The 16,547-nt window shown below is 70.3% G+C and carries 14 protein-coding genes; 10 read left to right on the plus strand and 4 right to left on the minus strand.

Annotation, left to right across the window (positions count from 1 at the left end; translation table 11 throughout):
- Nucleotides 1–42: 42 nt before the first annotated feature.
- The 5 genes from ACFQS1_RS06970 to ACFQS1_RS06990 all read left to right on the plus strand — a co-directional run bounded on the left by ACFQS1_RS06970 (nt 43) and on the right by ACFQS1_RS06990 (nt 4,411).
- Nucleotides 43–969 (plus strand): ABC transporter permease, encoded by a 927-nt coding sequence (locus ACFQS1_RS06970; protein WP_378965292.1) that lies wholly within the window; start codon nt 43–45, stop codon nt 967–969.
- Between the two features lies 1 nt (nt 970).
- Nucleotides 971–1,891 (plus strand): ABC transporter permease, encoded by a 921-nt coding sequence (locus ACFQS1_RS06975; RefSeq protein WP_378965428.1) that lies wholly within the window; start codon nt 971–973, stop codon nt 1,889–1,891.
- A 2-nt stretch (nt 1,892–1,893) separates the two neighbouring features.
- On the plus strand, nt 1,894–2,925 hold the full coding sequence (locus tag ACFQS1_RS06980) for an ABC transporter ATP-binding protein (protein ID WP_378965293.1): 1,032 nt from the start codon (nt 1,894–1,896) through the stop codon (nt 2,923–2,925).
- The gene (locus tag ACFQS1_RS06985; protein WP_378965294.1) at nt 2,918–3,934 is read left to right on the plus strand and encodes an ABC transporter ATP-binding protein; all 1,017 of its coding nucleotides are present in this window, start codon (nt 2,918–2,920) and stop codon (nt 3,932–3,934) included. The genes ACFQS1_RS06980 and ACFQS1_RS06985 overlap by 8 nt, the downstream gene beginning before the upstream one ends.
- Before the next feature lie 162 nt (nt 3,935–4,096).
- Nucleotides 4,097–4,411 (plus strand): hypothetical protein, encoded by a 315-nt coding sequence (locus tag ACFQS1_RS06990; RefSeq protein ID WP_378965295.1) that lies wholly within the window; start codon nt 4,097–4,099, stop codon nt 4,409–4,411.
- A gap of 203 nt (nt 4,412–4,614) precedes the next feature.
- On the opposite strand, the gene ACFQS1_RS06995 is transcribed toward ACFQS1_RS06990, so the two are convergent.
- The 3 genes from ACFQS1_RS06995 to ACFQS1_RS07005 form a co-directional block, all read right to left on the minus strand.
- Complete coding sequence (locus tag ACFQS1_RS06995; RefSeq protein ID WP_263022359.1) at nt 4,615–4,905, minus strand: chorismate mutase; 291 nt, start codon at nt 4,903–4,905, stop codon at nt 4,615–4,617.
- Nucleotides 4,906–5,199: 294 nt separating this feature from the next.
- Nucleotides 5,200–7,047, minus strand: a complete 1,848-nt coding sequence (locus ACFQS1_RS07000; RefSeq protein WP_378965296.1) for a bifunctional metallophosphatase/5'-nucleotidase — start codon at nt 7,045–7,047, stop codon at nt 5,200–5,202.
- A gap of 66 nt (nt 7,048–7,113) precedes the next feature.
- Nucleotides 7,114–8,250, minus strand: a complete 1,137-nt coding sequence (locus ACFQS1_RS07005; RefSeq protein ID WP_378965297.1) for a hypothetical protein — start codon at nt 8,248–8,250, stop codon at nt 7,114–7,116.
- Nucleotides 8,251–8,458: 208 nt separating this feature from the next.
- On the opposite strand from ACFQS1_RS07005, the gene pcrA reads away from it, so the two are divergent.
- Entirely contained in the window at nt 8,459–10,924 is a 2,466-nt protein-coding gene (pcrA, locus tag ACFQS1_RS07010) for a DNA helicase PcrA (protein ID WP_378965299.1), read from the plus strand.
- 41 nt (nt 10,925–10,965) lie between these two features.
- Here pcrA and ACFQS1_RS07015 read toward each other — a convergent pair whose 3' ends face one another.
- A complete protein-coding gene (locus ACFQS1_RS07015) occupies nt 10,966–11,703 on the minus strand; it encodes a M23 family metallopeptidase (RefSeq protein WP_378965301.1) in 738 nt (245 codons plus the stop codon).
- Nucleotides 11,704–12,083: 380 nt separating this feature from the next.
- On the opposite strand from ACFQS1_RS07015, the gene ACFQS1_RS07020 reads away from it, so the two are divergent.
- From ACFQS1_RS07020 to ACFQS1_RS07035, 4 genes are all read left to right on the plus strand, one after another.
- Entirely contained in the window at nt 12,084–12,488 is a 405-nt protein-coding gene (locus ACFQS1_RS07020; protein WP_378965303.1) for a cobalamin B12-binding domain-containing protein, read from the plus strand.
- 388 nt (nt 12,489–12,876) lie between these two features.
- Nucleotides 12,877–14,055 (plus strand): ADP-forming succinate--CoA ligase subunit beta, encoded by a 1,179-nt coding sequence (gene sucC, locus ACFQS1_RS07025; protein WP_378965304.1) that lies wholly within the window; start codon nt 12,877–12,879, stop codon nt 14,053–14,055.
- 4 nt (nt 14,056–14,059) lie between these two features.
- Complete coding sequence (gene sucD / locus ACFQS1_RS07030) at nt 14,060–14,941, plus strand: succinate--CoA ligase subunit alpha (RefSeq protein WP_378965305.1); 882 nt, start codon at nt 14,060–14,062, stop codon at nt 14,939–14,941.
- Nucleotides 14,942–15,038: 97 nt separating this feature from the next.
- Nucleotides 15,039–16,547: a cell division protein PerM gene (locus ACFQS1_RS07035; protein WP_378965306.1), complete on the plus strand. Its 1,509-nt coding sequence runs from the start codon at nt 15,039–15,041 to the stop codon at nt 16,545–16,547.

Genomic DNA, 16,547 nt, shown 5'->3' on the forward strand with positions numbered 1-16,547 from the left:
GTGGCGCCACCGCACTTACGCCCTGGCACAAAAGGCCTCACCATGTTCCGCTTCATCGTGCGGCGCCTCCTGCAGATGGTCCTCACCTTCTTCGGCGCCACCTTCGTCGTGTACGCGCTGATGTTCGCGGCGACGGACGATCCGCTGCAGGCTCTCGTCGGCGAACGCCCCCTCACCGAGAGCCAGCGGGCGGCGCTCACCGCCCGCTACCACCTGGACGACAGCTTCCTCCAGCAATACTGGTACTACGTCAAGGGACTGCTGACCGGCGACTTCGGCACCTCGCTGACCGGCCGCAAGATCGCCGACATGCTGGCCGACGCCTGGCCGGTCACCCTGCGGCTCTCGCTGCTGGCGATCCTCATCGCGGCCACCGTCGCGGTGGTCGCCGGCGTCGTCTCCGGCATCCGGCGGGGCAGCATCTTCGACAACACGACGCTGTTCCTCACGCTGGTGGTGCTGGCCATGCCGATCGTCGTGCTGGCGCCGCTGGCCCAGCTCGTGTTCGGCATCAAGCTCGGCTGGTTCCCGGCCACGGCCGGCCGGGACGCCTCGCTCTGGCAGCTGCTGTTACCCGCGGCCGTGCTGGGCAGCCTGGTCGTCGCCACCGAGCTGCGGGTGACGCGGGCCTCGGTGGCGGAGAACCTGCGCGCCGACTACGTGCGTACGGCCCGGGCGAAGGGCCTCACCGGCAAGCGGGTGATCGGCGTGCACGTGCTGCGCAACTCGCTCATCCCGGTGATCACGCTGATCGGCGTCGACATCGGCGGGCTGATGTCCGGCGCCATCATCACCGAGAAGGTCTTCAACATCCCCGGGGTCGGCTTCAACCTCTGGCGCGGTATCCGCACCGAGGACGGCCCGCTGGTGGTCGGCTTCGTCAGCGTTCTGGTGATCGTGTTCCTGGTCGTGAACCTGATCGTCGACCTGCTCTACGCCGCCCTCGACCCCAGGATCCGCTATGAGTGACATGAACGCCCTGACCGCGGAGACGCCGGTGCTGCCCGCGGCCGGCGGCGACCGCGGCGCCGGCAAGTCACGCAGCCTCGCCGCCGACGCCTGGCACGACCTGCGCCGCAGCAAGATCTTCTGGGCGGCGCTCGTGATCATCACGCTCGTGTTGCTGATGGCGGCGTTCCCGCAGCTGTTCACCTCGGCCGACCCGCACGACTGCGCGCTCAGCCGCAAGCACGCCGGCGCGAGCGGCGGCGCGATCTTCGGCTACGACTTCCAGGGCTGCGACGTCTACGCCAAGACCATCTACGGCGCCCGGTACTCGATCGTCGTGGGCGTCTTCGCCACCCTGATCGCCGGGGTGATCGGCATGGCGGTGGGCCTCGCGGCCGGCTTCTTCGGCGGCTGGCTCGACGCGCTGCTGTCCCGCTTCGTCGACGTCATGCTCGCCGTCCCGTTCCTGCTCGGCGCGATCGTGCTGGCCAAGCGCCTGGGCGCGGGCGCCGGCAACGACGGCGTGCTGGCGGTGACCGTCACCCTGGGCGTGCTCGGCTGGACCACCGCGGCCCGGGTCATGCGCTCATCAGTGATCCAGGCGAAGAGCCAGGATTACGTGGCCGCGGCCCGGATGCTCGGCGCCGGATCGGGCCGGCTGGTCTTCCGGCACATCCTGCCCAACGCGGTCGCGCCCTACGTCGTGGTGCTGACCATCCTGCTCGGCATCAACATCGCCAGCGAGGCCACGTTGTCGTTCCTCGGCATCGGCCTCAAGGGCGACGCGGTGAGCTGGGGCATCTCGATCTCCGAGGCGACCGGGTACGTCCGGGTCGCCGCCGGCCCGCTGATCTGGCCGTCGGTGTTCCTGGCCGCCACCGTGCTGGCCTTCATCATGCTCGGCGACGCGGTCCGCGACGCCTTCGACCCGAAGCTGCGGTGATCGTGGTGACTGACATCCAGGCACAGATGGACGTGCTCCCGGGCCTCGACCCGCGGGCGCCGCTGCTGCACGTCGACGACCTGCACGTCGAGTTCCGCACCCGCGACGGCGTGGCCAAGGCGGTCAACGGCGCCGAGTTCTACCTGAACCCCGGCGAGACGCTGGCGCTGCTCGGCGAGTCGGGCTGCGGCAAGTCGGTCACCGCCCAGGCGGTCATGGGCATCCTGGACACGCCGCCCGCGCACATCACCGGCGGCCGGGTGCTCTACCGCGGCGTCGACCTGCTGCGCCTGACCGAGGAGGACCGCCGCAAGGTGCGGGCCAACCGCATCGCGATGATCTTCCAGGATGCGCTGTCCGCACTGAACCCGGTCTACTCGGTCGGCTTCCAGATGGCCGAGTTGTTCCGCAAGCACCGCGGCATGTCCCGCAAGGACGCCAAGCAGCGCAGCATCGAGCTGCTCGACCAGGTGCGCATCCCGGCCGCCCGGGAGCGGATCAACGACTACCCGCACCAGTTCTCCGGCGGCATGCGGCAGCGCGTCATGATCGCCATGGCGCTCGCCCTCGACCCCGAGGTGCTGATCGCCGACGAGCCGACCACCGCGCTCGACGTCACGGTCCAGGCGCAGATCATGGGCCTGCTGGCCGAGCTCCAGCGGCAGCGCAACATGGGCCTGATCCTGATCACGCATGACATGGGCGTGGTGGCGGACGTCGCCGACCGGATCTCGATCATGTACGCGGGCAAGGTCGTGGAAGAGGCGCCGGTGCACGAGATCTACGGGCGCCCCGCGCACCCGTACACGAAAGCGCTCTTGGAGTCGATCCCCCGACTCGACCTCAAGGGCCGGCAGCTCAACGTCATTCCCGGCCTGCCGCCGGCGCTCACCGACATCCCGGCCGGATGCCCCTTCCGCCCCCGCTGCGGGTACGCCCGGCCGGTCTGCGGCCAGCAGGAGCCGCCCGCGTACCGGATCGCCCAGCACCGCATCGCCCGCTGCCACTTCATCCGGGAGGTCCTCGGTGTCTGACGTTTCCGACCTGGTGCTGGAGACCCGCAACCTGGTCAAGCACTTCCCGATCACCCAGGGCATCGTTGTCAAGTCCAAGGTCGGCGCCGTCCGCGCGGTCGACGGCGTCGACATCCAGCTGCGGCGCGGCGAGACGCTCGGCATCGTCGGGGAGTCCGGCTGCGGCAAGTCGACCCTGGCCAAGCTGCTGGTCGGGCTCGAGAAGCCGACCTCCGGCGAGGTCATGGTGCGGGGCGAGAACATGACCAGGCTGTCCGGCCACTCCCTGCGCCGGGCGCGCCGCAACATCCAGATGGTGCTGCAGGACCCGTACACGTCGCTCAACCCCCGCATGACGGTCGGCGACATCATCGGCGAGCCCTTCGAGATCCACCCCGACGCCGTCCCGCCGGCCGGGGCCGCCCGGGCCGTCCAGGAGCTGCTCGACCTGGTCGGCCTGAACCCCGACCACATCAACCGCTATCCCCACCAGTTCTCCGGCGGCCAGCGCCAGCGCATCGGCATCGCCCGCGCGCTCGCCCTGCGCCCCGAGATCATCGTCTGCGACGAGCCGGTCTCGGCCCTCGACGTCTCCATCCAGGCCCAGGTGATCAACCTGCTCGAGCGCCTGCAGCGCGAGCTGGGCCTGTCCTACATCTTCATCGCGCACGACCTCTCGGTCGTCCGCCACATCTCCGACCGGGTCGCGGTGATGTACCTCGGCAAAATCGTGGAGACCGGCTACCACATGGCCATCTACGAGCAGCCCACCCACCCGTACACGCAGGCCTTGCTCTCCGCCGTACCCGTCCCGGACCCACGACTGCGCGGCCGCCGCGACCACATCGTCCTCGACGGCGACGTCCCGTCGCCGGCCGATCCGCCGTCGGGTTGCCGTTTCCGCACCCGCTGCTGGAAGGCCCAGCCGTATTGCGCCGACCACGAGCCGTTGCTGCAGATCCGGCAGCGCTCGACCCACCCTTCGGCCTGCCATTACGCCGAGATCCGCGACGTGATTCACCGCTATTGACGGCCGGGAAGCATTTGGTACGAGTCGGGGCACAGTTCCCTTCGCGGGGCCCCGGCTGAGTGCAACACCGGGCCGTCCGCCAACGACCGGCCCAGCGACTCGCCCAACCCGTTCGCCACCCCTCCGCCGACGTTTCTACCCCTCCACCGACGCTCCACCCCGTTGGGCGCGCCGGCCGCGTGCGGCGCGTTCGCCCTGTGCGGCGCGTTCGCCCTGTGCGGCGCGTTCGCCCTGTGCGGCGCGTTCGCCCTGTGCGGCGCGTTCGCCCTGTGCGGCGCGTTCGCCCTGTGCGGCGCGTTCGCCCTGTGCGGCGCGCTGACCGCGTTGAGCGCGCTCACCTCGTTGGGCGCGCTCACCCTGCTCGCCCGTTGGGCGTTGCTCCCGCTGCCCCGAGGCGATCTTGATGAATTCGTGCACTGCGCGAGCAGTACTTCATCAGTGCTAGAAGCGCCCGCCGTCACCGCGTCGCGACCTTGATGAGTTCGCGTTTCGTGTGGACGGCACCTCATCAAAGCTGGACGACGCTCCGCCACGCCGTTCCGATTTACCGGAAATGTCGGGTGCCCGCCCGACCAACTGACGACAGAAGCTGCGCGACCAGGCGCGGACCAGACGTCGGCGACCAGAAATCGGCGACCGAGCGTGGCGATCGGGCGACCAGTGCCTCGTAGCTGGCCCGGTCAGAGTGGGCCGCGGCCCGCCCGGAGGATCATCAGGGCGATCTGGGTGCCGTCGGGGCCGAGGGCGGCGCGGAAGCGGTCGACGATCTCGCGCTCGCGGGAGAGCACGAGGCGGGTGCCGCCGCTGGCCATGCGGGTCTTGCCCACTGCCTGGGAGAGGCGGGCACGCTCCAGCCACAGGTCGATGATGGCCTGGTCGATCTCGTCGATGCGTTCCCGCATGGCGCGGATCTCGTCGGCGGCCAGAGGCTCGCCCGCGCCGGTCGTCTGGTCCACCACGTCGGCGGTCATGTCGTGCTCCTCGGGTGCTCGCGCCCCGGTCGACCCGGCCCGGGCAGCATCAAGCCCCGGGCGGTGAAGCCCGGGGCTTGATGTAGGTCTGTCGTTCAGACGCGCCCTACGGTCGCCGGACTTCCGGTGCCGTAGTAAAAAAATCGCGCCTGGATCACGAGGCGAGTATGCCCCCGCCCGGAACCGATCCGCAAGGAATCCGCCCGAACCGTGGGACGCGATCGACAACCGCCCCCGCTCCGGCGGGCCCGAACGGATCGCTGGTGAACCGTGGTGCTCAGGCGATCGTGGTGCTCAGGCGATCGTGGTGATGCGGTCGGCCGGGCCGGGGGCGACCGGCGAATTGCTGCCGAGGTACGCGGTCAGCGCGTCGACGTCGAAGCCGGGCGCGGTGGTGCGGTCGGTGCCGCCGGTGAGCAGCGTGAAGCCGTCGCCGCCGTTGGCCAGGAAGTCGTTCGTGGTGACCCGGTAGCTGGTCGCGGGGTCGATCGGCGTGCCGTTCAGCGCGAGGTTGCTGATCTTCGAGCCGAGCGGGGCGGAGGCGCTCCAGGTATAGGTGAAGCCGTTCGACACCTGGAGGATCTTCGTGGTCGTCTGTCCCTGGTAGCCGGTGAACTGCTGCTCGAGAACGTCCTTGAGCTGGGCGCCGGTGAGGGTCTGGGTGACCACCAGGTTGTTGAACGGCTGGATGGTGAACGCCTCGCCGTAGGTGATCTCGCCGACCGCCTCGCCGCCCGGGGTCGCCTCGGCGTCGATGTCGGCGCGGATGCCGCCCGGGTTCATCAGCGCGAGCTGAGCGCCGTCGCCCACCGTGCGGGCCAGCTGGGCGTCGGCGATCACGTCACCGAGCTGCGACTCGCCGGCCGCCGTGTTGACCCGGGTGATGTCACCGGTGACCCGGCCCACGACCCGGTTCGCGATCGGGGCGACCGCCGTCCGGTACTTGTCGGCGATCTTCTTGGCGTTCTTGTCCACCGTGGCGGGGTTCTTCAGGTACACCCCGGACGCGTCCTTCAGCCAGCCGCCGGCGCCGTCCGAGACGCCGTTCTCGACGATCACGTTGCGCGCGGTGATCTCGCTGAACCGGCCGCTGCGCTTGTCGATCGAGTAGTCGATGTCGCTGATCACCTGGCCGTTGGTGCCGGCGCTGGTGACCACCGACGTGCCCTTGGCGTTGGGCAGCGAGCAGGTGTAGAAGCGGTGCGTGTGGCCGGAAACGACCAGCCCGATCTCCGGGTTGAGGCCCTTGACGATGTCGATGATCGGGCCGGAGAAGTTGTAGCAGTCGGACACGCCCGGGGTCGGGGTGGCCGAGCCCTGCACGCCGCCCTCGTGGATCAGCAGCACCTGCGCCTTGACGCCGAACAGCTTGAGCACGTTGCTCCACGTGTTCGCCGTCTTCACCTCGTCGGCGAAGTGCACGTTCTTGATGCCGGCCGGGTTGACGATGCTGGCCGTGCCCTCGAGCGTCATGCCGATGAAGCCGACCGGCACGCCACCCACGAGCTTGATGTCGATCGGCGGCAGGATCGGCAGGCCGGTCTTGTTGTTGATCGTGTTCGCCGCCAGGTAGGTGAACTTGGCGCCGCGGAACGGGTCGCCGTCCTGGCAGCCGTCGACCGGGTGGCAGCCGCCGCGCTGCATGCGCTTCAGCTCGTCCACGCCCTCGTCGAACTCGTGGTTGCCCACCGAGGTGACCTGCAGGCCGACCTCGTTCATCAGCTCGATCGTCGGCTCGTCGTGGAAGGCCGCGCTGACCAGCGGGCTCGCGCCGATGAGGTCGCCGGCGCCGACGGTGAGCGTCTGGCGGCCCTGCGACTTGGCCTCGGCGCGCAGCTTCTTGAGGTAGGTGGCCAGGTATTCGACGCCGCCGGCCGGGGTCGACGTGCCGGACGCGTTCACGACCGCGCCGCTGCCGCCGGGCGGGTCGATCGCGCCGTGGAAGTCGTTGTAGCTCAGGAACTGGCCCTTGACGACGTTGTTCTTGGCACCGTGGCCGGTCTGGTAGGCGACCGTGACCGGCTTGAACTCCGCCGGCGAATCTGCCGGAGCGACGGCCGGTCGGGCCGCGGGCAGCGTGGTGACAAGGGCGAAGGCAAGAGCGGGTGCGGCGAGGTGGCGCAGCACTCGGCGTCTGTCCATGGTGTCGGTCTCCCGATCAAGTTGGTGGTTCCCGACAGCCTGCTGCATAGACGCTGGTGAGCGCTACTACCGGCGGGTGACAACTAGATTGCTTATCCAATCGGCGCAGGTCGCGTCGACCTTTCCGAATGGCACGCCGAACACGCTGCGGGCGGCCATATCCAGCGAATTCCCCAGCCGCAGCTTAAGCCGGACAAACTCCATGGCACGGGCTTCGCCGAACTTCGTGACCAGGCAGTCCACCGCGAAGTGCCCCTGTGCGTAGAAGGCCGAGACCTCCTTTTCGCCCGCTCCGTCCCGGAGCGGCGGCGGGTTCAGCCGGGTGGTCCGGCGCAAGGCCCTTTTGCTGTACGTGTCGGCCGCGCGCGCCGGTTGCATCCCGATGTATTCGGCCACACCTTCGACCAGCCACATATCCTCGTGTTTGGTCGGTACGCCGCCGATTGTCGCCACGTGTCCGAGCTCGTGCTGGATGACCTCCTTCAGGGCCGTTCGGCTGGTCAAGCGACTGGGGTTGATAACGACGTCGCCGCCGGCCCGGCCCAGCGGTTGCATGTAGCCGACCGCCCACGGGGTGGCCTTCCCGCCGTACCAGGTGCGCCAGAGCTTGCCCGTGGCCAGGAAAACGCGGTATCGGGGCTGGCGATTGCCGGCGTACGCGGCGAATTTGTCATCGACGGCCGCGGCCTGATCGGCGAGCGCGACCACTTCCGTCAGCCGATTCCGCAAGGCCTTGGGCGCACCCACCGTGACCCGCTTGCCCCGGGCGAAGACGAGGTCGCCCTGCTCCCACGGAGTGGGTTGCAGGGCGGTGGGCCTGGCCGGTTTGCCCAGCGCGGTGATCTGACCGTTCTTGACCAGTGGCCGCTGGGCGATCCGGGGCGAGTCGGCGGGACATCTCGGCCCGGCGAAGCAGTAGGTGAGCCGCACGTCGCCGCCGTCGACGACGCGGTAGTCCACTGTGGCGTTCAGCGCTCGCAGCGTACGGAAGAGGTTTTGATAACGCTGGCGCAGCGCCGGCGCGACGGGCCGCAGCCAACCGCCCAGATCGCCGCGGTTCAGCGCCGCGGCCTGTTTGCTCAGCAGCTCCTGCACCGAGTCGTGTCCGGGCGCCGCCCCGGCCGTGATCGGCGCCGCGACCGCCGGGACCACCCGGACGGGGTCCGCCTTTCCGGTGACCATCCCGCCGACCGAGATGGCCACGACGAAGGCCAGGATCGTCCCGCCGACGTGCCGCGCACGGTAGTGCGGCCCCGTGAAGTCCCGCACCGCGCCTCCTCGGCCGGACCACCGTTGTGCGCTGATTGAAACAGACCCTCGTTTCCGCCGCACCACTTCCGCCGCGCCACTTCCGGGCGGAGCGGTGACGGCGGAAATCTTGTCGGTGGGTGGGCCTAGACTTGCCAGCGCGATGCGAGCTTCCTCTGAACCCCAGGCCAACTCCCTCTTCGCCATGCCCGCCGTGCGGGAGGGCGAGGCGCCCAAAAAGCGGCGGCCCGACCCGGAGTCGCTGCTCACCGGGCTGAATGGTCCTCAGCGCGACGCGGTGACCCACGCGGGGTCGCCGCTGCTGATCGTGGCCGGGGCGGGTTCGGGCAAGACCCGGGTGCTCACCCACCGGATCGCCTATCTGCTCGCCGCCCGCGACGTGCATCCCGGGCAGATCATCGCGATCACCTTCACCAACAAGGCCGCCGGCGAGATGAAGGAGCGGGTCGCCCATCTGGTGGGCCCGCGGGCGCGGCTGATGTGGGTGTCGACCTTCCACTCCGCGTGCGTGCGGATCCTGCGGGCCGAGCACGATCACGCGGGGCTCAAGAGCACGTTCTCGATCTACGACGCCGACGACTCGCGCCGGCTCATGCAGCTGGTGATCCGCGAGCTCGACTTCGACCCCAAGCGGTACACGGCCCGGGGCCTGGCGGCCCAAGTGTCCAACCTGAAAAACGAGCTGGTCGAGCCGGAGGAGTTCAAGGCCAAGGCCAAGGGGCCGCACGAGCGGGCGCTCGCCGAGGCGTACGAGTTGTATCAGCGCCGCCTGCGCGAGGCGCACGCGCTGGACTTCGACGACATCATCATGGCGACGGTGCACCTGTTCCAGTCGCACCCGCACGTCGCCGAGGCGTACCGCCGGCGCTTCCGGCACGTGCTCGTCGACGAATACCAGGACACCAACCACGCGCAGTACACGCTGGTCAAGGAGCTGGTGGGGGCTTCAGCGGAGTCTTCAGTCCGGTCAGGGGCGGTGGCGGGGCGGTCGGATGGGGACGTCGAGCCCGGCGAGCTGTGCGTGGTGGGCGACGCCGACCAGTCGATCTACGCGTTCCGCGGCGCCACGATCCGCAACATCCTCGAGTTCGAGCGCGACTACCCCGACGCCCGCACCATTCTGCTCGAGCAGAATTACCGCTCCACCCAGACCATCCTGTCCGCGGCCAACGCGGTGATCGAGCGGAACCCGTCGCGCAAGCCCAAGCGGCTCTGGAGCGACCAGGGCCCCGGCGAGCAGATCGTGGGCTATGTCGCCGACACCGAGCACGCCGAGGCCGACTGGGTGGCCCGCGAGATCGACCGGCTGCACGACCGCGACGGCATCCGACCCGGCGACGTGGCGGTGTTCTACCGCACCAACGCCCAGTCCCGAGTCTTCGAGGAAGTGTTCATCCGGGTCGGCCTGCCCTACAAGGTGGTCGGTGGCGTGCGCTTCTACGAGCGCAAGGAGGTCCGCGACGCGCTGGCCTACCTCCGCGCGGTGATCAACGACGACGACACGGTCAGCATCCGCCGGGTGCTCAACACCCCGAAACGCGGCATCGGCGAGCGGGCCGAGGCGTGCGTCGAGGCGCTGGCGTCCCGCGATCGCCTGTCGTTCGGCCAGGCGCTGCGGCACGCGAAGGACGCGCCCGGCATCGCCGCCCGCTCGGCCAACGCGATCGCCGACTTCGTGCGGTTGCTCGACGACCTGCGCGAGCTGGCCGCCACCGCCCCGCCGGAGGAGGTGCTCGAGGCGGTGCTGCAGCGCTCGGGCCTGCTCGGCGAGCTGGAGGAGAGCCTGGACCCGCAGGACCAGGGCCGGGTGGAAAACCTGCAAGAGCTGGTGAGTGTCGCCCGCGAGTACACCGAGCGGGTGGAGGCGCAGGCCGAGGAGGGCGAGGAGGTCACCGCTTCGCTGGCCGGCTTCTTGGAGCAGGTCGCGCTGGTCGCCGACGCCGACCAGCTGCCCGACGACGACCCGGACAACCAGGGCGTGGTCACGCTGATGACGCTGCACACGGCGAAGGGCCTCGAGTTCCCGGTGGTGTTCCTGACCGGGCTCGAGGACGGCGTCTTCCCGCACATGCGCGCGCTCGGGGACAACACCGAGCTCGAGGAGGAGCGCCGCCTGGCCTACGTGGGCATCACCCGCGCCCGTCAGCGGCTCTACCTCTCCCGCGCGGTCACCCGCGGCGCGTGGGGCCAGCCGCAGTACAACCCGCCGTCCCGCTTCACCGACGAGCTGCCGCCCGAGCTGGTCCGCTGGGAGCGCACGGGCGGGGCGTACACGTCATGGTCGGGCACCGGCGGCGGCGTGGGCGGTCGCGGCGGCGCCGGCCGTGGCTACAGCGACCGGGGCCGCGGCGGCGGTTTCGCCGGCGGCACGCCGAAGGCGCAGCAGCTGGCGAGCCGGTTGGGCATCGACGCGAGCAAGCTCGCGACGGCCAGCGAGCTGCCGCAGGCGCCGAAGGTGGCGGTCGGCGACCGGATCAACCATCAGCGGTACGGGCTGGGCCGGGTCCTCGCCGTCGAGGGCCAGGGGCCGGGCGCCCGCGCCCAGATCGACTTCGGTGACCAGGTGATGTGGCTGATCCTCCGGCACGCCCCGATCGAGAAGATCTAGTCCGGACGCCCTCGATGTGGAGGTCCGGTCGGGGTGCGAGATCAGGAAGCGGCGGCGGCCATGCCGGCGTACACCGACTCGACCTGGAGCTTGATGTCGACGCCGCGGTCGCGGAGGAACGGGATGGGGTCGATCGGCTGGCCCTTGACGTGCACCTCGACGTGCAGGTGAGTGCCGTACGAGTTGCCCGTGCTGCCGACCTCGCCGAGCACCTGACCGGCCTTGACCTCCTGGCCGACCTGCACCAGCACGCGCCGGGAGTGCGCGTAGATGACCTCGGTGCCGTCCGCGTTCCGCACGGTGACCGCGTAGCCGTAGCCGCCGTAGTAGCCGGCCTGGATCACCTTGCCCGCGTGCACCGCCTTGTACGGCATGCCCTCGGGAGCGGCCAGGTCGATGCCGGCGTGCAGCTTGCCCCAGCGGACCCCGAACGGCGAGGTGTAGGTGAAGTCCTCGAGGGGCAGCAGCCAGACGTCGGCCGCGGCCTGCTCGGCGCTGACCTTGGTCTTGCTGACCGCGCCGCGGTCCTCGCCACGAGAGGCCTTGTTGTTGTCGTCGCGGGCGGCCAGGGCGTCGCTGGCGACGTGCGCACTCTCGAGACCCTGCAGAACCTCGGGGTTGATGTCCTTGTGGTCCGGCAGATTCCCGGCCCCGATGGCGACCACGCCGGCGCCGATGAAGGCGGCGGTGGTGACAACCGCGTAGCGGCTGCGGGGAGGGGTGGGTACGCGGCGTCGGCCGCGATACCGGTCGGGCTCAGACGACAAGCGCTGGCGCACGAACAAACCCTCCGTCGATGGCAATGCGTCGGCCGGTTGCGCCCGCCTCAATTCGAGGTGAACGGTGGCCGACCGAGCTGTCGGATCGGGGTTAACCGGATGACAGCCGGGAGCCACGGTAACGAAACGGGTCGCGTGTCACAAGTCGCAGCGCCAATTCGCTGACAGTTCCCGGTCCGCATTGCGCAGCTAATGTCCGAATTTGGTACCACGTCGCACACGCTGTGTGATTGGACGAGAACCATTATGTCAAAGTCACTCTGAATACATTTCCGGTCACCGAAGGTGATCTCAGTTACCCGGAGCCGCCTACCCCGCCGCCGCGCGGCGGGTTACCGTTCGTTCAGGACAACGGGGTTCGCCGGACACGGAGGGTCGGTATGCAGGCACGGATCAGGGTCGTCGTCGCGAAACCGGGGCTGGACGGGCATGACCGCGGCGCCAAGGTGGTGGCCCGCGCGCTGCGTGACGCGGGTATGGAGGTCGTGTACACCGGCCTGCACCAGACGCCCGAGCAGGTCGTCGAGACCGCCATTCAGGAGGACGCCGACGCGATCGGTTTGTCCGTTCTGTCCGGGGCGCACATGACGCTGTTCCGGCGGGTAATCGAACTGCTGGCGGAACGTGACGCAAGTGACATCGTGGTATTCGGCGGCGGCATCATTCCGGCCGACGACATTGCCGAATTGGAAGGTCTCGGCGTCGCCAAGATTTTCACCCCGGGCGCGACCACCGCATCCATCATCGAATGGGTACGCGCCAATGTGCCGACCCCGGTGTCCTAGCAGCTCAAATGGCAAGGGGAGAGGCCGGACGCACCCCTCACACGCCCGGCCTCTCCATGCACGATGCCCCGCCGCCACCCCTCGACCGACAGGGCATCGGCCGTATCGCATTCGGTCCGCCGTAGCGCTCCGACATCACACTCAACGACGCCTTCCGGGCCCGGTTACGCGAAGCCGTCCGACTTTTTCGAGGGGTGGGTGGTGTGCGGTCTTGCACACCGCGCACCCGCCGCTACAGAGCGCCTGTGCAGGTCGCTAGTCTGCGGAAGAGGGCCCCTCGGGCCCGGAGACTCTTCCGCCGGCGACGCCAACAAGGCCGCCGCGCACACAGGTCGGGACGCAACGGTGCGGCTTGCCGGCGCTTGGCGTCGCGAGCGAAAGGAGACACGTGGACCTGTTCGAGTATCAGGGGCGTGACCTGTTCGAACGGCACGGGCTGCCCGTGCTGGGCGGCGGCGTCGCCGAGACCCCGCAGGAGGCCCGCGCGATCGCGGAGCGGCTCGGCGGCAAGGTCGTCGTCAAGGCTCAGGTCAAGGTCGGCGGCCGGGGCAAGGCCGGCGGCGTCAAGCTGGCCGACGGCGCCGACGAGGCCGAGGCCCGCGCCACCGACATTCTGGGCATGGACATCAAGGGCCACACGGTCGGCAAGGTGATGCTGGCCGAGACGGCCGACATCAAGGAGGAGTACTACTTCTCCTACCTGCTCGACCGCGCCAACCGCACGTTCCTCTGCATCGCCAGCGTCGCCGGCGGCATGGAGATCGAGACGGTGGCCGAGGAGCAGCCCGACCGGGTCGCGAAGATCGCCATCGACGCCAGCAAGGGCGTCGACGAGGCGAAGGCGCGCGAGATCGTCGCGGCGGCGCAGTACCCCGCCGAGGTCACCGAGCAGATCGTGGACATCGCCGTGAAGCTGTGGCAGGCCTTCGTGGCCGAGGACGCCACGCTGGTCGAGGTCAACCCGCTGGCCAAGGTCGGCGACGGCCGGGTGCTGCTGCTGGACGCCAAGATCACGCTGGACGAGAACGCGGCGTTCCGGCACCCCGACCACGAGGCGCTGGTCGACCAGTCCGCGGTCGACCCGCTGGAGCAGGCGGCCAAGGCCAAGAACCTCAACTACGTCAAGCTGGACGGCGAGGTCGGCATCATCGGCAACGGCGCCGGCCTGGTCATGTCCACCCTCGACGTGGTGGCGTACGCGGGCGAGCGGCACGGCGGGGTCAAGCCGGCCAACTTCCTCGACATCGGCGGCGGCGCGAGCGCGCAGGTGATGGCGAACGGCCTGGAGATCGTGCTGGGCGATCCGGCGGTCAAGTCGGTCTTCGTGAACGTCTTCGGCGGCATCACCGCCTGCGACGCGGTCGCCAACGGCATCGTCCAGGCCCTGGCCCTGCTCGCCGAGCGCGGCGAGACGGTCACCAAGCCGCTCGTGGTGCGCCTCGACGGCAACAACGCCGAGGAGGGCCGGGCCATCCTCGACGGCGCCAACAACCCGCTGGTCCAGCGGGTGGACACGATGGACGGAGCGGCCGAGCGCGCCGCCGAGCTCGCGGCTGCGGGGAAGTGACGTCATGGCTATCTGGCTCACCAAGGACTCGAAGGTCATCGTCCAGGGCATCACCGGCTCGGAGGGCTCCAAGCACACCCGCCGGATGCTCGCCGCGGGCACCAACGTGGTCGGCGGCGTGAACCCGCGCAAGGCCGGCACCACCGTGGAGTTCAACGGCACCCAGCTCCCGGTCTTCGCGACCGTGGCCGAGGCGATCAAGGAGACCGGCGCGGACGTGTCGGTCATCTTCGTCCCGCCGGCGTTCACCAAGTCCGCGGTCGTCGAGGCGATCGACGCCGAGATCCCCCTCGCGGTGGTGATCACCGAGGGCGTGCCGGTGCAGGACTCGGCCGCGTTCTGGGCGTACAACATCGACCGCGGGCAGAAGACGCGCATCATCGGGCCGAACTGCCCGGGCATCGCGTCGCCGGGCGCGTCCAACGCCGGCATCATCCCGGCCGACATCACCCCGGCCGGCCGCATCGGCCTGGTCAGCAAGAGCGGCACGCTGACCTACCAGATGATGTACGAGCTGCGGGACATCGGCTTCTCGACCTGCGTCGGCATCGGCGGTGACCCGATCATCGGCACCACCCACATCGACGCGCTCAAGGCGTTCCAGAACGACCCCGACACCGACGCGATCGTCATGATCGGTGAGATCGGCGGCGACGCCGAGGAGCGGGCCGCCGAGTTCATCAAGGCCAACGTCACCAAGCCGGTGGTCGGCTACATCGCCGGCTTCACCGCCCCGCCCGGCAAGACCATGGGTCACGCCGGCGCGATCATCTCGGGCTCGGCCGGCACGGCCGACGCCAAGAAGGCGGCCCTGGAGGCCGTCGGCGTCAAGGTCGGCAAGACCCCGAGCGAGACCGCGCGGCTCATGCGCGAGGTCATGAGCTGATTTGGTGCGCGTAACCCCGGCGCGCCGCCACTCGTTTGGCGGCGCGCCGTCGCATCTGCGTCGCCGGTCGTCGCTCGGCGTGGAAAAGTAAGCGACGATGCCGACCCCAACCGACCGTCCCGACGACTTGGACGACCCCTTCGCGGTCGCCGAGGCGGCGCAGGTCTCTGCGCGCGAGACCGTCCCGGTCGGCCGGCCCACCGAGCCGGTGGAAAGAGATCGCCCCACCGAGCCGGTGGAGCGGGATCGGCCGACCGAGCCGGTGGAACGGGATCGGCCCACCGAGGCGGTCGATCATCAGACCGTCGTGGTCGGCGACAAGGGGCTCGGCGAGCGCCCGACGGTCAAGGTGCCCGGCCAGCGCCGCCCGCCGGCGAGACCGGCCCGCCGCGCGCCGCTGCCGATCGCGGTGGCCTTCGCCACGCTGTGGGCCACGGTCCTCTGCTATATCCCGGTCGCCGCCGTCATCGGCCTCGCCCGCACCCTCGAGGGCGAGGGCGGCCTCGGCGGCGCCGCGCACGCCGGCCTGGCCGGCTGGCTGCTGGGCCACGGCGTGCCGATCGGCACGTCGATCGGCCCGCTCGGCCTGCCGCCGCTGCTGCTCACCTTCCTGGTCATCTGGCGGCTCAACCGGGCCGGCCTGCACGTGACCAGGGCGATCGGCGCCCGCCGCTCCGGCCGCGTCGGCGACACGCTGCTGGTGGGCGGCGGCATCGCGCTGATGTATTCGCTGCTCGGCTCGGTGGCCGCGCTCGCCGTCGACGGCAAGGGCACCGAGGTCGTCCCGGCCCGCGCCGCCATCAACTTCTTCGTGCTCGGCCTGATCGGCGCGCTCGCCGGGGCGCTGCGCGGCACCGACGCGCTGAGCGCGCTGGCCCGCCGCACCCCCGGGCCGCTGCGGGCCGGCCTGCGCACCGGGGTCATGGCCGCGCTGTTCGTGCTCGCGGCCGGCGCGGCTGTCACCGGCCTGTCGGTCGCGTTCGGCGGCGGCCAGGCGGCCGACACGATCTCCGCTTACCGTACGGGCGTCGCCGGCCAGGCCGGGATCACCCTGCTCAGCCTGGCCTACGGCGGGAACGCGGCGGTCTGGGCGGCCGCCTACCTGCTCGGGCCGGGCTTCGCGCTGGGCACCGGCTCGGCGATCCGGCTCACCGAGGTGACCGCCGGTCCACTGCCGACGCTGCCGCTGCTGGCGGGCCTGCCGGACGGGCCGATGGGCGCGGCCGGCGCGGTGCTGCTGACCGTGCCGGTGCTGGCCGGAATGGCGGCCGGCTGGCTGCTGGTGCTGCGGTTCAACCGCGAGGGTGATCGGGCGGATCCGCCGTGGTCGCTGGTGGCTGGCGGGGGCCTGCTCGCCGGTCCGGCGGCCGGTCTGATGCTGGGCGTGCTGTGCCGGGCCTCGGGCGGCCCGCTCGGCGACGGGCGGCTCGCGACGATCGGCCCCGACCCATGGCAGGTCGGCCTGATCGCCACCGCGGTGATCGGCGTCTCGGCCGCGATCGGCGCGGCCGCCGCCCGCACCTTCGGCCCGCGACCCCAGGCCCCGCGACCCCAGGCCCCAGGACCCCAGGCCCCACGACCCCAGGCCCCACGACCCAAAACGTAG

The sequence above is a fragment of the Paractinoplanes rhizophilus genome (genome assembly GCF_042664765.1).
GTDB classification, from domain to species: Bacteria; Actinomycetota; Actinomycetes; order Mycobacteriales; family Micromonosporaceae; genus Actinoplanes; species Actinoplanes rhizophilus.

Excerpts from the sequence above, each read along its gene's own strand:
- ACFQS1_RS06970 (WP_378965292.1), top strand. The coding sequence starts at position 43 with ATGTTCCGCTTCATCGTGCGGCGCCTCCTGCAGATGGTCCTCACCTTC.
- ACFQS1_RS07020 (WP_378965303.1), top strand. The coding sequence starts at position 12,084 with ATGCAGGCACGGATCAGGGTCGTCGTCGCGAAACCGGGGCTGGACGGG.
- pcrA (WP_378965299.1), top strand. The coding sequence starts at position 8,459 with ATGCGAGCTTCCTCTGAACCCCAGGCCAACTCCCTCTTCGCCATGCCC.
- sucD (WP_378965305.1), top strand. The coding sequence starts at position 14,060 with ATGGCTATCTGGCTCACCAAGGACTCGAAGGTCATCGTCCAGGGCATC.
- ACFQS1_RS07000 (WP_378965296.1), bottom strand. The coding sequence starts at position 7,047 with ATGGACAGACGCCGAGTGCTGCGCCACCTCGCCGCACCCGCTCTTGCC.
- ACFQS1_RS07035 (WP_378965306.1), top strand. The coding sequence starts at position 15,039 with ATGCCGACCCCAACCGACCGTCCCGACGACTTGGACGACCCCTTCGCG.
- ACFQS1_RS06975 (WP_378965428.1), top strand. The coding sequence starts at position 971 with ATGAACGCCCTGACCGCGGAGACGCCGGTGCTGCCCGCGGCCGGCGGC.
- ACFQS1_RS06995 (WP_263022359.1), bottom strand. The coding sequence starts at position 4,905 with ATGACCGCCGACGTGGTGGACCAGACGACCGGCGCGGGCGAGCCTCTG.